Raw genomic sequence first — 15,635 nt, 5'->3', positions numbered from 1 at the left:
TGCCTTGCGCTCCGTTTTCCCTGAAGGAAGGAATCCGTTATGCGCTCTGCGCTCGTCATCTCGCTGCTCGCCGTTATCCTGGGCGGCTGCGCCAGCCACGCCGACCGCAATCCGGACGGCACCTGGATCAACCAGACCGCCATTGATGCTGCCGTCAAGCAAGGCAACCTGCGTCAGGCACTGCTCGCCAATGGCCCCAACCTTGAGTGGAAGGTCAACACCAAGGCCAATCAGGCCATTTATTCCAATGGTTTCGAGCTGGGCGAAGGCAAGATCGTCAGCGCTGCCGAAGGCAAGCTGCACATTGATTTCTACGGTAACTTCTTCGAAGACCTGAGCGTGAAGGGCGACGAACTGGTTCAGGCCGCCAGCGAGTCAGGTCCGGAACAGCACTTCCAGAAGCCTGAGAAGCCGGCACCCGAAGGCGCGCAGCCAGGCAGCAGCTTCGAGCAGGCCTTGTACGGCGCCTACATGGGCGGCAAGTGGGCGATTGTCGAGGGTGACGGCCAAGGCAGCACCGTGCAGTTCATGCCCGACGGCAGCGTGCAGGGGCTTCCGGAAAATGATCGTTTCGCGCTCTGCCTGGCCGGTGATTGTGCGGCCATGAGTGGCGAATACGACAGCATGTGGCTGGAAAAGGCCGAGAAAGGCAATCCGTGGATCTTCGCCCGCAAAGGCAAACAACTGGAAATTTTCCAGGCAGTGAACAATGCCGGCGCGGACCAGATGCCTGAATTGCGTCCCGGCCCACGTCGCTGGTTGCTGGAACAACAGTAATCGCTTGGTCAATCAGGAGTGCCGTCTCAGGCGCTCCTGATACGCGTCCTTTTCAGCCCAGCAAGGCCGCATAGCCGGCGCGGTAGTCCGGGTACATCGGTGCCCAACCTAGCGCTCGCGCCCTCGCGTTGCTACAGCGCTTGCTGCCGACGCGCTGCACGCTGACGTCCTCCGACCACTCGGTCACGCCCAGGTATTCACGTATCCACGCCACCACATCGGCCAGCGCGGCAGGATCGTCGTCGACACCCAGATAACAGCTTTCCAGTGCCACGCCGCGATGGTCCGCTTGCAGCAGATGCGCCAACAGGCTGGCTGCGTCATCGGCATGGATGCGATTGGCGTAGACCGGCGGATCGATCCTCACGCTGTGCCCCTGACGCACTCGATTCGACAGGTCGCTGCGGCCAGGGCCGTAAATGCCCGTCAGTCTCACGGCGGTAGCAGGCAACCCGCTGTTCAGCGCCAACTGCTCGGCTTCCAGCATTACCGTGCCGGTGTAGTTGCCAGGCTCGGTGGTCGAGTTCTCATCGACCCATTCGCCATTCTGCTGACCATAGACACCGCTGCTGGAGACGAAGATCACCCGTTTTGGCCGCTGCCCGGACTGCTCCAGCCAGCCCAAAACATTTCTCAGCCCTTCGACATAGGCCATACGATAGCCCGTTTCGTCACGCTGGGAAGGCGTGGCGCAATACACCACATAGTCGAGCGGCGCAGTCGGCCATTGCTCAGGCTTTTCAGCCTTGAACAGATCTCCTTCGACACCGATCACGCCGTTCGGGAGCTCTGACACCGTACGTCGCAGCCCATGCACAGCCCAGCCATCCGACATCAGCCGGATGGCGAGCCGAGAGCCGATATCGCCGCAACCGGCGATCAGAAGGGAGGGCGCAGTCATTCGAAATCTCCAGTATGAAGGTGGCATCAGCACCTTAAAACGATTCGCAAAGCACGATCATTGACGTGAATATGTAAAAAAGCTACCACATTGCTTTTGTTAACAAGAACGATTTGCAATAATGGCAGCCCATTTGTTCCCTGTGAATGTCGAAAGCAACACGCGACGTCTGGAACCATCCCCCATTTCTCTCTCAGGTCCGGCCAGCATGACACGCAATCAATCAATCGCTTCGCCAACCAAGCTGCCTCGCGTGCCTCGCGCATGGCGCGGTATCGCGGCCCTAGTCTTGAGCCTGATGCTCGCGCCAATGGCGCTTGCGGATCAAGCANGGCGCCCGAGCCGGTAGCCGAGGACAACAGCCTGGGCATGGCGCATGACCTGTCGCCATGGGGCATGTACCAGAACGCCGACGTTGTCGTCAAAGCCGTCATGATCGGCCTCGCCATCGCCTCGGTCATCACGTGGACCATCTGGATCTCCAAGGGCTTCGAGCTGCTGGGCGCCAAGCGCCGTTTGCGTGGCGAGATTATCAATCTGAAGAAAGCCCGCTCTCTCAACGAAGCCAGCGCCAGCGCCAGCAAGGAAGGCACGCTGGCCCACCTGCTGGTGCACGATGCCCTCGAAGAGATGCGCCTCTCGGCCAACAGTCGTGAGCGTGAAGGCATCAAGGAGCGGGTCAGCTTCCGTCTCGAGCGTCTGGTGGCGGCTTGCGGCCGTAACATGAGCATGGGCACCGGCGTGCTGGCGACCATCGGTTCGACTGCGCCCTTCGTCGGCCTGTTCGGTACGGTATGGGGCATCATGAACAGCTTCATCGGCATCGCCAAAACCCAGACCACCAACCTCGCTGTGGTTGCGCCCGGTATCGCCGAAGCCTTGCTGGCAACCGCACTCGGTCTGGTGGCCGCGATTCCGGCGGTAGTGATCTACAACGTCTTCGCCCGCTCGATTGCCGGTTACAAAGCTCAGGTTTCTGACGCTTCAGCGCACGTTCTGCTGCTGGTCAGCCGCGATCTGGATCACCTGCCAGAGCCGACCGAGCGCAATCAACAACAACCGCACATGGTCAAGGTGGGCTAATACGTGGGCCTGCATCTTAACGAAGGCGGCGACGATCTCGCCGAGAACCACGAAATCAATGTGACGCCGTTCATCGACGTCATGCTGGTGCTGTTGATCATTTTCATGGTGGCCGCGCCGCTGGCGACCGTTGATATCAAGGTCGACCTGCCAGCCTCCACGGCGAAACCGCAGCCCAGGCCTGAAAAACCGGTTTTTCTCAGCGTCAAGACTGACAAGAGCCTGTATCTGGGCGACGAGAAGGTTGCGCGCGAGCAGATCGGTCAGATCCTGGATGCCCGCACCAAGGGCAAGAAGGACACCACGATCTTCTTCCAGGCCGACAAGGGCGTGGATTACGGCGATCTGATGGAAGTCATGAACACGCTTCGGGGTGCGGGTTACCTGAAGGTCGGTCTGGTGGGTCTTGAGACGGCTGGTAAGAAATGATCAGTACGCGCCAAAAACTGACGCGCTATAGCGGTAGTCTGTTGTTGGTGCTGGCCGTGCACGCGATTGCGATCATTGTTGCCCTTCGGTGGCCCGCCTCCGAGGCGATCGAGTTGCCACCGGCTGCCATGATGGTCGAGCTTGCGCCGTTGCCAGAGCCCGCACCGCCGCCACCCCCTCAGGTCGTTCAGCCACCACAGCCGCCTGCACCGGAAGAGCAGGCACCGATGCCGGAAGTCGTTGAGGCGCCGAAGCCGGAAATCGTGGTGCCCAAAAAGGTCGAAAAGCCCAAGCCCAAACCGCAGCCACCAAAGCCGCAGAAAAAACCTGAGCCGCCTCAGGAAAAGCCTGCTGCAGAGAAGCCGGTCGATACACCGCCGACGACGGCCAAGCCAGAGAAGTCGACTGCGCCGACGCCGCCAGCTCCTGCGCCTTCGCCACCCAGCAATGCATTGCCAAACTGGCAGGGCGATTTGCTGAGCCATCTCGGCAAGTACAAGAAATACCCTGAGGATGCGCGCCGTCGTGGCATGCAGGGTGTGGCCCGCCTGCGCTTCGTGGTCGACGCGGATGGCAACGTGCTGTCTTATTCGATTGCCAATACGTCAGGCAGTCCGGCACTGGATCGGGCAACCATGGAAATGATTCGTCGCGCTCAGCCGCTGCCCAAGCCGCCCAAGGAAATTCTCAACAACGGCACCATTGAAATCCTCGCACCGTTCGTTTATTCGCTGGATAAACGCTGAATCGCACTTTTGTTACGCATCAGTGCTTCTGATAACGTGCGTCTATCGATTGCACCCGCTATGCTGGGGCCGCAACTTCATGGACGCACGTTATGACCCTTACAGAATTGCGCTACATCGTTACGCTCGCCCAAGAGCAACACTTTGGCCACGCTGCGGAGCGCTGCCACGTCAGCCAGCCAACGTTGTCGGTGGGTGTCAAGAAACTCGAAGACGAACTCGGTGTGCTGATTTTCGAGCGCAGCAAGAGCGCTGTGCGTCTGACACCGGTAGGCGAAGGGATCGTGGCTCAGGCCCAGAAGGTGCTGGAGCAGGCTCAGGGCATTCGCGAACTGGCCCAGGCCGGCAAGAATCAGCTCACCGCGCCGCTGAAAGTCGGCGCGATCTACACCGTCGGTCCTTATCTGTTTCCGCACTTGATCCCGCAACTGCACCGGGTCGCCCCGCAGATGCCGTTGTACATCGAAGAAAACTTCACCCACGTATTGCGCGACAAGCTGCGAAATGGCGAGCTGGACGCAGTGATCATTGCCTTGCCGTTCAACGAAGCGGACGTACTGACCCTGCCGCTTTACGATGAGCCGTTTTCCGTGCTGATGCCGGCTGGTCACCCGTGGACTCAGAAAGAGACTATCGACGCTGCCGCTCTGAACGATAAAAGCCTGCTGTTGCTGGGCGAAGGCCACTGCTTCCGTGATCAGGTTCTGGAAGCCTGCCCGACGCTGGGCAAAGGCAACGAAGGTGCGAAGCACACCACGGTCGAGTCCAGCTCGCTGGAAACCATTCGCCACATGGTCGCTTCGGGATTGGGCATTTCGATCCTGCCGCTGTCGGCCGTCGACAGTCATCACTATGCTCCCGGCGTGATCGAAGTCCGCCCGCTGACGCCGCCAGTGCCGTTCCGTACTGTCGCCATCGCTTGGCGTGCAAGCTTTCCGCGGCCGAAAGCCATCGAGATTCTCGCTGACTCCGCACGCCTGTGCTCAGTGGCTCGTCCGAAAACAGAAGCGAGCTAGGCAGAAAAACAATGAGCGAGCTTTCCAAAGTCTCGGTCACTGCGCTCAAGGGCGTCGGTGAGGCGATGGCAGAAAAGCTGGCCAGGGTCGGTCTGGAAAACCTGCAGGACGTGCTGTTCCATCTGCCGTTGCGTTATCAGGACCGGACCCGCATCGTGCCTATCGGCGCGTTGCGTCCCGGTCAGGATGCGGTGATCGAAGGCGTCGTCAGTGGCGCCGACGTGGTCATGGGCAAGCGTCGTAGCCTGTTGGTCCGTCTGGGTGATGGCACCGGCGTGGTCAGTTTGCGTTTTTATCACTTCAGCAACGCCCAGAAAGAAAGCATGAAGCGGGGCACGCACCTGCGTTGCTTCGGTGAGGCTCGCCCAGGTGCGTCCGGTCTGGAAATCTATCACCCGGAATACCGGGCGATTACCGGCGATGAGCCGGCGCCTGTCGAGCAGACGCTTACGCCGATCTATCCCACCACCGAAGGCCTGACTCAACAGCGTCTGCGCCAGCTATGCCAGCAGAGTCTGGCAATGCTCGGCCCTAAAAGCCTGCCGGACTGGCTGCCTGAAGAGCTGGCCCGCGACTATCAATTGGCACCGCTGGATGATGCGATCCGCTACCTGCATCATCCGCCCGCCGATGCTGACGTCGATGAGTTGGCCCTTGGGCATCACTGGGCCCAGCACCGTCTGGCGTTCGAAGAGCTGCTGACTCATCAGCTTTCCCAGCAACGCCTGCGTGAAAGCCTGCGCTCGCAGCGTGCCCCGGCACTGCCGGTGGCGAAGAAGCTGCCGAAGCAATTTCTCGCCAACCTCGGTTTTGCGCCGACCGGTGCTCAGCAACGTGTAGGCAAGGAAGTGGCTTACGACCTCAGCCAGCCAGAGCCGATGCTGCGCCTGATTCAGGGCGACGTGGGCTCGGGCAAGACAGTGGTCGCTGCGCTGGCCGCCTTGCAGGCGCTGGAAGCGGGTTATCAGGTGGCGCTGATGGCGCCTACCGAAATTCTCGCCGAGCAGCACTATATCAATTTTCAGCGCTGGCTTGAACCGTTGGGCGTCGGTGTCGCCTGGCTGGCGGGCAAGCTCAAAGGCAAAGCACGCGTCGCGTCGCTGGAGCAGATTGCCAGTGGTACACAGATGGTGGTCGGCACCCACGCGTTGTTTCAAGATGAAGTGCAGTTCAAGAACCTGGCCCTGGTGATCATCGACGAGCAGCACCGTTTCGGGGTTCAGCAGCGTCTGGCGCTGCGTAAAAAGGGTGTCGGCGGACTGATGTGCCCGCACCAGTTGATCATGACTGCCACGCCGATCCCGCGCACGCTGGCCATGAGCGCCTACGCTGATCTGGATACCTCGATCCTCGACGAACTGCCGCCCGGGCGGACCCCGGTCAATACCGTGCTGGTCGCCGACAGTCGTCGTCTGGAAGTGGTCGAGCGCGTGCGTGCCGCCTGTGCCGAGGGGCGTCAGGCGTACTGGGTCTGTACGCTGATTGAGGAGTCCGAGGAACTGACCTGCAAAGCCGCCGAAACAACGTATGAGGAACTGAGCAGTGCGCTGGGTGAAGTGCGCGTCGGGCTGATTCACGGTCGCATGAAGCCCGCCGAAAAAGCCGCGATCATGGCCGAATTCAAACAGGGTGCGCTGCAATTGCTGGTGGCGACTACCGTGATCGAAGTCGGTGTCGACGTGCCGAATTCCAGCCTGATGATCATCGAAAACCCCGAACGCCTTGGCCTGGCCCAACTGCACCAGTTGCGAGGCCGGGTAGGGCGCGGCAGTGCGGTCAGCCATTGCGTGCTGCTTTATCATCCGCCGCTTTCCCAGATCGGACGGCAGCGGTTGGGCATCATGCGCGAAACCAACGACGGTTTTGTCATTGCCGAGAAAGATCTGGAATTGCGTGGACCAGGTGAAATGCTGGGCACACGGCAAACGGGCCTGCTGCAGTTCAAGGTTGCTGACCTGATGCGCGACGCTGATCTGCTGCCGGCGGTTCGCGACGCTGCGCAGGCCCTGCTCGAGCGGTGGCCGCAACACGTCAGTCCACTGCTGGACCGATGGCTGCGTCATGGCCAGCAGTACGGCCAGGTGTGATACAGGCTACGCTTTGAAAACCGCGTGCGACCCTAGGGTCTGTACGTAAAGTGGCTACACTCGGTGATGCTGCGTTAAAAACAGGCTCTTGCGCGAGTCCGATCGGAATGCTCATGTACAACACGTAGAGTCGAACGCGACCCCGGCCGTTCCTCGCCTGTTTTTGCCTTGCCTGACCTTTGCTCGCCGACTTTTCGTACAGAACCTAAATGAATAACGTGGTTATACTTCGAGCAATGTAGGAATTTGGACAAAGACCATGACAGAAGTTGCCCACGTCAATGATTCGCACCACGCGCCGCCTGTTATCCGGCAGTTGCTGGAAAAGTTGGCGATCAGCTATCACGAAGTCCTGGACGACAAAAACCTGCCTCCCGCTCGCAAGGTCCAGGCCGTAATGGTCGAAGACGCCGTCGGTGCCTTGCTGATTCTGTTTCCGCAAAGCCAGTTGCTGGACCTCAGCCGGATTACCGAACTGACCGGCCGCAAACTGACCGCTGTGCCGCATGAGCGACTGACGCGCATGCTGACCAAGCACAATCTGCAAGCGTTGCCGGGGCTTGCGGCATTGACCAGCTCGCCTTGCCTGTATGACGAACGCTTGTTGCAGGAGCCATTGCTGCTGGTCGGTTCGGGTGAGCCGGGTCTGTGGCTGGAAATCAGCAGTGACGATTTCAAGTCCATGCTGAGCAAGGCCAGCGCCGCGCATTTCGGCCAGTCCGTGGCGGCGATTCACCCCAACCTGGATCGTCCCGATGATGATCCGGCAGAAATCACCCAGGCCATGCACGCTTTCACGGCCCGCCGCATCCAGCAGCGTCTGGAAGCGACGCTGGAAATTCCGCCGCTGGCAGGTACCGCACAGAAAATCATCAAGCTGCGGGTCGACCCGGACGCAACCATCGATGACATTACCGGCGTGGTCGAAACCGACCCTGCGCTGGCGGCGCAGGTTGTCAGCTGGGCGGCATCGCCTTACTACGCATCGACCGGCAAGATTCGTTCAGTCGAAGACGCGATCGTGCGTGTGCTGGGCTTCGACCTGGTGATCAATCTGGCACTCGGCCTGGCGCTGGGCAAGACCCTGAGTCTGCCCAAGGATCAACCGCAACAGACCACGCCTTACTGGCAGCAGTCGATCTACACCGCAGCAGTGATCGAAGGCCTGACCCGTGCCATCCCGCGTGCCAAGCGCCCGGAAGGTGGTCTGACCTATCTTGCCGGCCTGCTGCACAACTTCGGCTATCTGCTGCTGGCGCACGTGTTTCCGCCGCACTTCTCGTTGATCTGCCGCCAGCTTGAGGTCAATCCGCACCTGCACCACAGCTATATCGAGCATCACCTGCTGGGCATCAGCCGCGAACAGATCGGCGCCTGGCTGATGCGCTACTGGGACATGCCGGACGAGCTCGCCACCGCGCTGCGCTTCCAGCATGACCCCGACTACGCGGGTGAACATCACGCTTACGCCAACCTGGTCTTCCTCGCCGTGCGCCTGCTGCGCGCCAACGGCGTAGGTTCCGGGCCTCAGCAAGAGATTCCTGACGAACTCTTCGAACGCCTGGGCCTGACCCGTGAAAAGGCCAATGAGTCGGTCAGGAAAGTGCTGGAAGCCGAAGTCCTGCTGCGCGAACTGGCTTCGCAGTTTGGTCAGTGATCGGCCGCTCAGCGCTTTGATACAAGAGCGAGCAGGGTGGTGATATGCCTTGCTCGCCAGGATCTTTATCGCACTGGTCTTTTAATGAGCAATGCGGATAGCCGCTCCTACCGGGCCCGCTCACCCCGGCTCACCCTCATCCCCCGGCAAATCCTCATCCAGATGCAGCCATGGCAGCCGGTTTTCTATCCAGATATGGCGAGACGGCGCAGCCTGTTCGGGGTGGTCGAGCGTTGCGATGGTGACGTCTATTTCCTCCGGGCTGTTGCGGGTGAACAGCGCCATGTGGGCCCCGCAGTTGCCACAGAAATAGCGGACGCAGGTCGAGGCGGAATCGTAGGTGGACGGGCTGCCTGTCAACCAGCGAAATGAGTTTAGCGGCACGCTGATCCAGGTCATGACGGTTGCGCCCGATGTCCTTCGGCAGATGGAGCAGTGGCAGTGCGCGATGTCCCGCAGTGGTGCGTCGAACTGATAGCGAAGGCTGCCGCAATGGCAACCCCCTGTATGGCTCTGGTTCATCGGCGCGTCTCCCGGTTATGCGCTGTAACAGGTGTGACAATAAAACTTTCATTACCACCGATTGAAAGGTCGGTGAAAGCTTGGGCCATTAGCATCAGCCGACTTCCGGCAAAAAGACCGGTTGGCCAGGAACGGATTCCGAGGTGTTTCAGGCCCAATTAACAACAATAATGGTGATTCCGATGCTTGCTGATTTCTCGATCCGTACCCTCCTTGCGCGACCCCTCCACGTACCGCTCCTACTGAGCTGAATCGTTCATTTCAACGTTCTGTAGCCGTATTACGTCTGGAGTATTCCCATGCTGACTTTCCTTGGCTTTGCCATGGTTATTGCGTTCATGTACCTGATCATGAGCAAGCGCCTGACCGCGCTGATCGCCTTGATTCTGGTCCCGATCATCTTCGCTCTGTTCGGCGGCTTCGCATCGCAGATCGGCCCGATGATGCTCGCCGGTATCACCAAGCTTGCGCCGACCGGCGTGATGCTGATGTTCGCCATTCTGTACTTCGCGCTGATGATCGATTCCGGCCTGTTCGACCCGGCCGTGCGCAAGATCCTGAAAATGGTCAAAGGCGACCCGATGCGCATTTCGGTCGGCACTGCCGTACTGGCGCTGGTGGTGTCCCTCGACGGTGACGGCGCGACCACCTACATGATCTGCGTTGCCGCCATGCTGCCGCTGTACAGCCGCGTCGGCATGAGCCCGCGCATCATGGCCGGCTGATCATTCTGGCCGGCGGCGTGATGAACATGACCCCCTGGGGCGGCCCGACCGCTCGTGCGGCCAGTGCCCTGCACGTCGATGCCTCCGACATCTTCGTTCCGATGATCCCGGCCATGCTGGCCGGTGTTGTGGCGATCCTGGCAATTGCCTACTTCTACGGCAAACGCGAACGCGCTCGTCTTGGCGAACTGCACTTGCAGGGTGATGACGTTGACCACAGCGAGATCAGCGTTTCGCAATTCCCTGATGCCCGTCGTCCAAAACTGATCTGGTTCAACGGTGCGCTGACCCTCGCCCTGATGGTCGCCCTGATCATGGGCCTGTTACCACTGCCGGTACTGTTCATGATCGCGTTCAGTATCGCGATGATCATCAACTACCCGAACCTGCAGGATCAAAAGGACCGCGTCTCGGCCCACGCCGGTAGCGTGCTGGCGGTGGTCGGCCTGATCTTCGCTGCGGGTATCTTCACCGGCATCCTGTCCGGCACCGGCATGGTCGACGCGATGTCGAAAAGCCTGCTGGCGGTGATTCCGGAAGCGCTGGGTCCCTACCTCGCGGTGATTACGGCGCTGGTCAGCATGCCGTTTACCTTCTTCATGTCTAACGACGCGTTCTACTACGGCGTACTGCCAGTGCTGTCGGAAGCAGCCTCTCACTACGGCATCAGCCCGGTGGAAATGGCTCGCGCCTCGATCGTCGGTCAGCCGGTTCACTTGCTCAGCCCGCTGGTGCCTTCGACCTACCTGCTGGTGGCACTGGCCGGTATCGAGTTCGGTGATCACCAGCGTTTCACCCTGAAATGGGCGATTCTGGTCTGCATGTGCATCCTGGTTGCTGCGCTGCTGATGGGGATCTTCCCGTTCTATAGCAGCATGTAAGCTTCTTTAGCTGCCCCGAAAGCTCGCCGTTGACTTGATCATCAACGGCGAGTTTTTGCGTTTGGGCGGTCAATTGGTTGAGGGCCGATACTGCAATGCCTCGGCCAGATGGCTGCGAGTGATCGCGTCTGCCTGCTCAAGATCTGCGAGGGTGCGGGCTACCTTCAGCAGCCGATGCGCTGAACGCAATGACAGCGTCAGACGCTCACAGGCGGTTTCCAGCCAGCTTTCGTCGGTGCTCGACAGCGCGCAGTGCTCACGCAGCCCTGGCAGGTCAAGAAAAGCATTGGCGCAGCCCTGGCGGCGTTGCTGACGTTCGCGAGCCTGCGCAACCACCGCTGCAGCACTTGCGGTGTTTTCACTGGTGGTCGGGTCGGGGTTGAGCGCGGTGGCTTCACGGGCGACGGTCAGGTGCAGGTCGATCCGGTCCAGCAACGGGCCGGACAGCTTGTTGCGATAGCGCTGCACCTGCTCGGTGGAGCAACGACAGCGCCCGGTCGGCTCGCCGAGATAGCCGCAGGGACACGGGTTCATCGCCGCCACCAACTGGAACCGCGCCGGAAAGCGCACGCGGTCCCGCGCCCGGGAAATCACGATATGCCCGGACTCCAGCGGCTCACGCAATACCTCCAGCACGCGGCGATCGAACTCCGGCAACTCATCCAGGAATAGAACGCCGTGATGCGCCAACGTGATCTCGCCAGGTTGCGGACGACTGCCACCGCCCACCAATGCCGGCCCCGACGCCGAGTGATGAGGTTGCCGAAACGGCCGCTGCGGCCAACTGGTCAGCGGCACCTGGCTGGCGACCGACTGAATCGCCGCCACCTCCAGCGCTTCGTGCTCGTCCAGCGGCGGCAACAAACCCGGCAGGCGGCTGGCGAGCAGCGTCTTGCCAGTGCCAGGCGGCCCACTGAACAACAGGTTATGCGCCCCGGCGGCGGCAATCACCAAGGCACGCTTCGCGGCGGTCTGGCCCTGCACTTCGCTTAAATCCGGATACGGCTTGGGCTGGTGCAGCAGACCGCTGGACTGATACGGCGCAATCACCGTGCGCCCGTTGAAATGCGCGACCAGCTCCAGCAAATGATTGACCGCGAGCACCCGCAACCCCGACGCCAGGCAGGCTTCCTCCGCGTTCACCGCCGGAATAATCAGCGTCCGCTCCGCCGCACGTGCCGCCAGCGCAGCAGGCAACACACCCTGAATCGGCCGAATCGCCCCCGACAACGCCAACTCGCCCAGGCATTCAACATCCTGCAACGCCACCAGCGGCACCTGCCCGCTGGCGGCCAGCAAACCCAGCGCAATCGCCAGATCAAATCGACCGCCATCCTTGGGCAAATCAGCCGGCGCCAGATTGAGCGTGATACGCCGCGCCGGAAAATCCAGCCCGGAATTGAGAATCGCACTGCGCACCCGGTCTTTGCTCTCCTTGACCGCGCCTTCCGGCAGCCCCACCAGCGTCAGGGCCGGCAGGCCGTTGGCCAGATGCGCTTCAACAGTAACCGCCGGGGCTTCCACCCCGACCTGGGCACGACTATGGACGATAGCCAGCGACATGGATCATTCCTTGATATGGGCACAGGCGGGTATGGTGCTTTATTTGGCGGGAGAGGGCGGGTGGGGAATGGATACAGGGTGTGAGTGGGGTCACTACACTCCCTCTTCTGACAAGTGGCTGAATGGCGGAAGCTTCGGAGCACTACAGTAGTGTGGTGCCTTGCAGCTTAATATCAACCCATTGGGGGATGCTGATTGAATCTTCTGACTCGAATCGAATATGGCGTATACACCTAACGTCCGCGAACCCGTCCGCTCTGTGTTTTCGCACTTCTTGACGAAGCTCGGAATATGGAGCTCACAGTCTTCTGATAGCGGAGCTGTTACCTCCTTTGTGGGCTGTAGCAGAGCTGGCAGTACAATCTCTGCCTTGCCGATCGGAATCAATTCGTTCGGCTCTCCTACCCATGCGAGCTACCTATGTATCCTCATCCCGTAACCCGCTTCGGCGTTAAAACCCAAGGCAGGAGCTTCCAGCCTGCGGGTGGTGTGGGTCTTCAATACGTAAGCCCACAAGGATCAAGCCCTGACGAGCGGGCAGGGCGAACGCATGATCGAACTGACGGCCTGGCGTTAAATAACGCGAATGTCCTGATCAGTCTGGTGCCGGCCCATGTGCCGTTCGATTCTGAAGAAGCTTGCCGGCGCGCCAACGCCGGCAACTGGCCGCAACGCTTGGCGGGCAAACGTTCGACGCGGGGCTGAAGCGTGGGCTTCACGGCGTACCGTTTCGGCCATGCAGCCGGTAGCCGGAACGTTGGCTCAAGCGTTCGTAATAGGCACTCACCGCGGGGAAGTCCGGATGAGTCAGTGGGGTTTCAAACCAGCGGTTCACTGAAAGGCCGATCGGGATGTCTGCCAGCGAAAACTCTCTGCCGCTGACGTATGCGCCCGTTGTGTCGAGTTGTCGATTCAGGATCGCCATGTGCCTGGACCATTGACGGCATCCTGAGACTAGCGCGTCATGGTCTTGATGGGCGGCGCATTGCCTGACCAGCGACATAAAGGCATAAGCCCAGGACTTGTTGAGGTCGGTGGCTTGCCAGTCGATCCATTGATCCACCCGGGCTCTGGCTTTTGCGTCTGCTGGATAAAGGTGCAGGGCTTTGTTCCGGTTCGCCAGGTACCTGATGATCGTGTTGGACTCCCAAAGCACGAAGCCGTCGTCCTCAACCACCGGAACCATCGCATTGGGATTGAGTGCCGTGAATTCAGGTGTGTTCGTTTCCCTGAAACCAGAGCCCCAGTCCTTCCGTTCGAAGGGGATTTGCAACTCTGCGCAGGTCCATAGCACTTTGCGGACATTGATCGATGAGGCCTTACCCAGTATTTGTAGCATTCCATCTCCTTATAGTCGGGGGGGGGCACGAACTACACACCTGTCGACGTTGAGCCCACCGGGGTGAGACGTTAAACGAGAGCGGTCATTCAACTCAAGGTCTGTTTAAACGATTGCCTGCGATTCGCAGGGAGGCTATTTTGTTTGATAATTGTAGGGCGTTTCTGTAGTTAAGATAAGTCAAACACAAAAGTAAGCCTGGGAAAGTGCCGGTCTATCTTTTTATTCATGTTTGAATTTAGTGACAGGATGGAAATTCCTGCCCGAAAGGGCAGGTGTACAGTGATAGGTGATTAGTTTTAAATTTAGTGTTATGTAGTTGTTCATGTTTGTACATTATGAATGCAGTGGTCTCGCCGTTGTTAATACTCGTTATTTATATTGTCAGCGTCAGATCATAATGGGAGTCTGGTTAATGCAGGTCGCTATCTTTCAAGTTGATGCTTTTGCTTCTCAGCCATTCGCGGGTAATCCTGCGGCTGTTTGTCCGTTGGATTATTGGTTGCCAGACGAGCAGTTGCATGCGATTGCCGCTGAAAATAATCTGTCAGAAACAGCCTACTTTGTTAAGCAAGGCGATATCTATGAACTGAGGTGGTTTACTCCGCTGGTCGAAGTTGAGCTGTGCGGGCATGCGACGTTGGCGGCCGCTTGGGTAATCTTGAATAAGTTAGGCGTCAACGCAGATCTTTTAAGGTTTTCGACGCGCAGTGGGGAACTGCGGGTTCGTCGCTCCGGTACCGGTCTGACGTTGGATTTTCCAGCGAAAACCCCTGAGCGCTGCACACCGCCGTCCGAGTTATTACCCGCACTGGGTTTGACCTCGGCAGAAGTCTTTGCAACAGACGACTTCATCGTCGTAGTGCCTGATGAGACGATTATCGAACAGTTGACACCGGACTTCGCCCGCCTGAAGGGGCTGCCGCTGCGAGGTGTGGTGGTGACCGCGCAAGGCAAGGACTTCGATTTTGTCTCTCGATGGTTTGGCCCCAATGTCGGGGTGAACGAAGACCCGGTGACAGGCTCGGCGCATACCTCATTGACGCCTTACTGGGCGGGTGTATTGGACAAGCAAGTGCTGACGGCACAACAAGGTGGCCTCCGAAAGGGGCAGCTGCGCTGTGAGATGGCCAGTGACCGAGTGCTGATAACCGGGGAATCGGTGTTGTATATGGTTGGGGAAATCACCCTTTAGTGCTGGCGCAACATCCTTCGTTTGAGAAATACCCAAGCGTATTTTTCAAGCGATTAACTTCGATTCTCCGCCGGTGATTCTGCTATAGCGCCCAATTAATGGAGCATGCCCAGAGCATAGGCTTTCATGGAGGCTTCTACTTTGTTACTGGAGTGCAGTTTGCGCATGGCGTTGACGAGGTGAAACTTCACAGTTCTTTCGTAAATGGACAAGATCAATCCCGTTTCGGAGTAGGTCTTGCCCGTCGCCGACCATTTCAAGGTTTCTACTTCCCGGGCGGTGAGGGACGCGTCAATTTCAGGGATGTAGCTGGGGGCAATAAAGTTGAGCATGGTTGAATGTGCGATATGGGCTATCCAGATCAGCTTTGCTTCTTTCTCGTTGAGTTCCGATGGTGTAATCGGGCTGGCAGATCTGATCAGGGAAAACAGCCCAATCGTGTCGTGTTTTCCTCGGGAGGGCGTACACCAGCCATGGAAAAGTTGATAATGTTTGGCGCTTTCCCAGAAATGAAGATGCTCCTTGAATGTATCGGCAGACCAACACAGCGGCTGATTTTCTGTTAACCCGTGCTTTACAGTCTGGTCAATGCTGAAATAGTTATTGTCTTTATAGGTGTTCTCCGTATGCGCGCCACGAACCCCACCTAGAAAAAAATGAGGATCTGATTTAGCGAGGCATCTCTGGCGAGCAATTCCAAGGCAACAACGCTTC

Annotated in this window: 12 protein-coding genes and 3 pseudogenes; 10 read left to right on the top strand and 5 right to left on the bottom strand. The window is 59.1% G+C overall.

Annotated elements, in window-relative coordinates:
* Nucleotides 1-39: 39 nt before the first annotated feature.
* Complete coding sequence (locus tag ABJ99_RS23275; protein WP_054087808.1) at nucleotides 40-777, top strand: hypothetical protein; 738 nt, start codon at nucleotides 40-42, stop codon at nucleotides 775-777.
* A 52-nt stretch (nucleotides 778-829) separates the two neighbouring features.
* Here ABJ99_RS23275 and ABJ99_RS23270 read toward each other — a convergent pair whose 3' ends face one another.
* Nucleotides 830-1,678 carry an SDR family oxidoreductase gene (locus ABJ99_RS23270; RefSeq protein ID WP_054087807.1) on the bottom strand — a complete coding sequence of 283 codons (849 nt, stop codon included), beginning with the start codon at nucleotides 1,676-1,678 and terminating at the stop codon, nucleotides 830-832.
* 208 nt (nucleotides 1,679-1,886) lie between these two features.
* Between ABJ99_RS23270 and exbB the strand changes: the two are divergent.
* The 6 genes and pseudogenes from exbB (at nucleotide 1,887) to ABJ99_RS23240 (ending at nucleotide 8,696) form a co-directional block, all read left to right on the top strand.
* Nucleotides 1,887-2,761: pseudogene (gene exbB, locus ABJ99_RS23265) on the top strand (tonB-system energizer ExbB).
* 3 nt (nucleotides 2,762-2,764) lie between these two features.
* On the top strand, nucleotides 2,765-3,190 hold the full coding sequence (gene exbD / locus ABJ99_RS23260; protein WP_007248288.1) for a TonB system transport protein ExbD: 426 nt from the start codon (nucleotides 2,765-2,767) through the stop codon (nucleotides 3,188-3,190).
* Nucleotides 3,187-3,936, top strand: a complete 750-nt coding sequence (locus ABJ99_RS23255; RefSeq protein WP_054087806.1) for an energy transducer TonB — start codon at nucleotides 3,187-3,189, stop codon at nucleotides 3,934-3,936. Before exbD ends, ABJ99_RS23255 begins: the two co-directional genes overlap by 4 nt.
* 92 nt (nucleotides 3,937-4,028) lie before the next feature.
* The gene (locus ABJ99_RS23250; protein ID WP_024643567.1) at nucleotides 4,029-4,952 is read left to right on the top strand and encodes a hydrogen peroxide-inducible genes activator; all 924 of its coding nucleotides are present in this window, start codon (nucleotides 4,029-4,031) and stop codon (nucleotides 4,950-4,952) included.
* An 11-nt stretch (nucleotides 4,953-4,963) separates the two neighbouring features.
* Nucleotides 4,964-7,039: an ATP-dependent DNA helicase RecG gene (gene recG, locus ABJ99_RS23245; protein WP_054087805.1), complete on the top strand. Its 2,076-nt coding sequence runs from the start codon at nucleotides 4,964-4,966 to the stop codon at nucleotides 7,037-7,039.
* Between the two features lie 259 nt (nucleotides 7,040-7,298).
* Nucleotides 7,299-8,696: an aminoacyl-tRNA deacylase and HDOD domain-containing protein gene (locus ABJ99_RS23240; protein WP_054087804.1), complete on the top strand. Its 1,398-nt coding sequence runs from the start codon at nucleotides 7,299-7,301 to the stop codon at nucleotides 8,694-8,696.
* A 120-nt stretch (nucleotides 8,697-8,816) separates the two neighbouring features.
* Here the strand turns inward: ABJ99_RS23240 and ABJ99_RS23235 are convergent, their stop codons facing one another.
* Entirely contained in the window at nucleotides 8,817-9,218 is a 402-nt protein-coding gene (locus tag ABJ99_RS23235) for a GFA family protein (protein WP_054087803.1), read from the bottom strand.
* Between the two features lie 299 nt (nucleotides 9,219-9,517).
* Here ABJ99_RS23235 and ABJ99_RS23230 point away from each other — a divergent pair.
* Nucleotides 9,518-10,824, top strand: a pseudogene (locus ABJ99_RS23230) (CitMHS family transporter).
* A 69-nt stretch (nucleotides 10,825-10,893) separates the two neighbouring features.
* Here ABJ99_RS23230 and ABJ99_RS23225 read toward each other — a convergent pair.
* Nucleotides 10,894-12,387 carry a YifB family Mg chelatase-like AAA ATPase gene (locus tag ABJ99_RS23225; protein WP_054087802.1) on the bottom strand — a complete coding sequence of 498 codons (1,494 nt, stop codon included), beginning with the start codon at nucleotides 12,385-12,387 and terminating at the stop codon, nucleotides 10,894-10,896.
* A gap of 472 nt (nucleotides 12,388-12,859) precedes the next feature.
* Between ABJ99_RS23225 and ABJ99_RS29370 the strand changes: the two are divergent.
* Nucleotides 12,860-13,092: pseudogene (locus tag ABJ99_RS29370) on the top strand (hypothetical protein); the annotation flags it as partial.
* Nucleotides 13,093-13,102: 10 nt separating this feature from the next.
* Here ABJ99_RS29370 and ABJ99_RS23220 read toward each other — a convergent pair.
* Nucleotides 13,103-13,726 carry a glutathione S-transferase family protein gene (locus ABJ99_RS23220; protein WP_054087801.1) on the bottom strand — a complete coding sequence of 208 codons (624 nt, stop codon included), beginning with the start codon at nucleotides 13,724-13,726 and terminating at the stop codon, nucleotides 13,103-13,105.
* A gap of 415 nt (nucleotides 13,727-14,141) precedes the next feature.
* Between ABJ99_RS23220 and ABJ99_RS23215 the strand changes: the two genes are divergently transcribed.
* On the top strand, nucleotides 14,142-14,921 hold the full coding sequence (locus ABJ99_RS23215; RefSeq protein ID WP_054087800.1) for a PhzF family phenazine biosynthesis protein: 780 nt from the start codon (nucleotides 14,142-14,144) through the stop codon (nucleotides 14,919-14,921).
* 95 nt (nucleotides 14,922-15,016) lie between these two features.
* Here the strand turns inward: ABJ99_RS23215 and ABJ99_RS23210 are convergent.
* Nucleotides 15,017-15,635, bottom strand: a 619-nt coding sequence (locus tag ABJ99_RS23210) for an autoinducer binding domain-containing protein (RefSeq protein WP_230081074.1), incomplete at its 5' end; no start/stop codon positions are given.

Source organism: Pseudomonas syringae pv. cilantro, assembly GCF_001293775.1.
In the GTDB taxonomy this organism is placed as follows: Bacteria; Pseudomonadota; Gammaproteobacteria; order Pseudomonadales; family Pseudomonadaceae; genus Aquipseudomonas; species Aquipseudomonas syringae_P.
This window is presented reverse-complemented; position numbering and strand designations above follow the sequence as displayed.

Coding starts and splice junctions, on each gene's coding strand:
- ABJ99_RS23275 (WP_054087808.1), top strand. CDS start 40: ATGCGCTCTGCGCTCGTCATCTCGCTGCTCGCCGTTATCCTGGGCGGC.
- ABJ99_RS23270 (WP_054087807.1), bottom strand. CDS start 1,678: ATGACTGCGCCCTCCCTTCTGATCGCCGGTTGCGGCGATATCGGCTCT.
- ABJ99_RS23255 (WP_054087806.1), top strand. CDS start 3,187: ATGATCAGTACGCGCCAAAAACTGACGCGCTATAGCGGTAGTCTGTTG.
- ABJ99_RS23250 (WP_024643567.1), top strand. CDS start 4,029: ATGACCCTTACAGAATTGCGCTACATCGTTACGCTCGCCCAAGAGCAA.
- recG (WP_054087805.1), top strand. CDS start 4,964: ATGAGCGAGCTTTCCAAAGTCTCGGTCACTGCGCTCAAGGGCGTCGGT.
- ABJ99_RS23240 (WP_054087804.1), top strand. CDS start 7,299: ATGACAGAAGTTGCCCACGTCAATGATTCGCACCACGCGCCGCCTGTT.
- ABJ99_RS23235 (WP_054087803.1), bottom strand. CDS start 9,218: ATGAACCAGAGCCATACAGGGGGTTGCCATTGCGGCAGCCTTCGCTAT.
- ABJ99_RS23225 (WP_054087802.1), bottom strand. CDS start 12,387: ATGTCGCTGGCTATCGTCCATAGTCGTGCCCAGGTCGGGGTGGAAGCC.
- ABJ99_RS23220 (WP_054087801.1), bottom strand. CDS start 13,726: ATGCTACAAATACTGGGTAAGGCCTCATCGATCAATGTCCGCAAAGTG.
- ABJ99_RS23215 (WP_054087800.1), top strand. CDS start 14,142: ATGCAGGTCGCTATCTTTCAAGTTGATGCTTTTGCTTCTCAGCCATTC.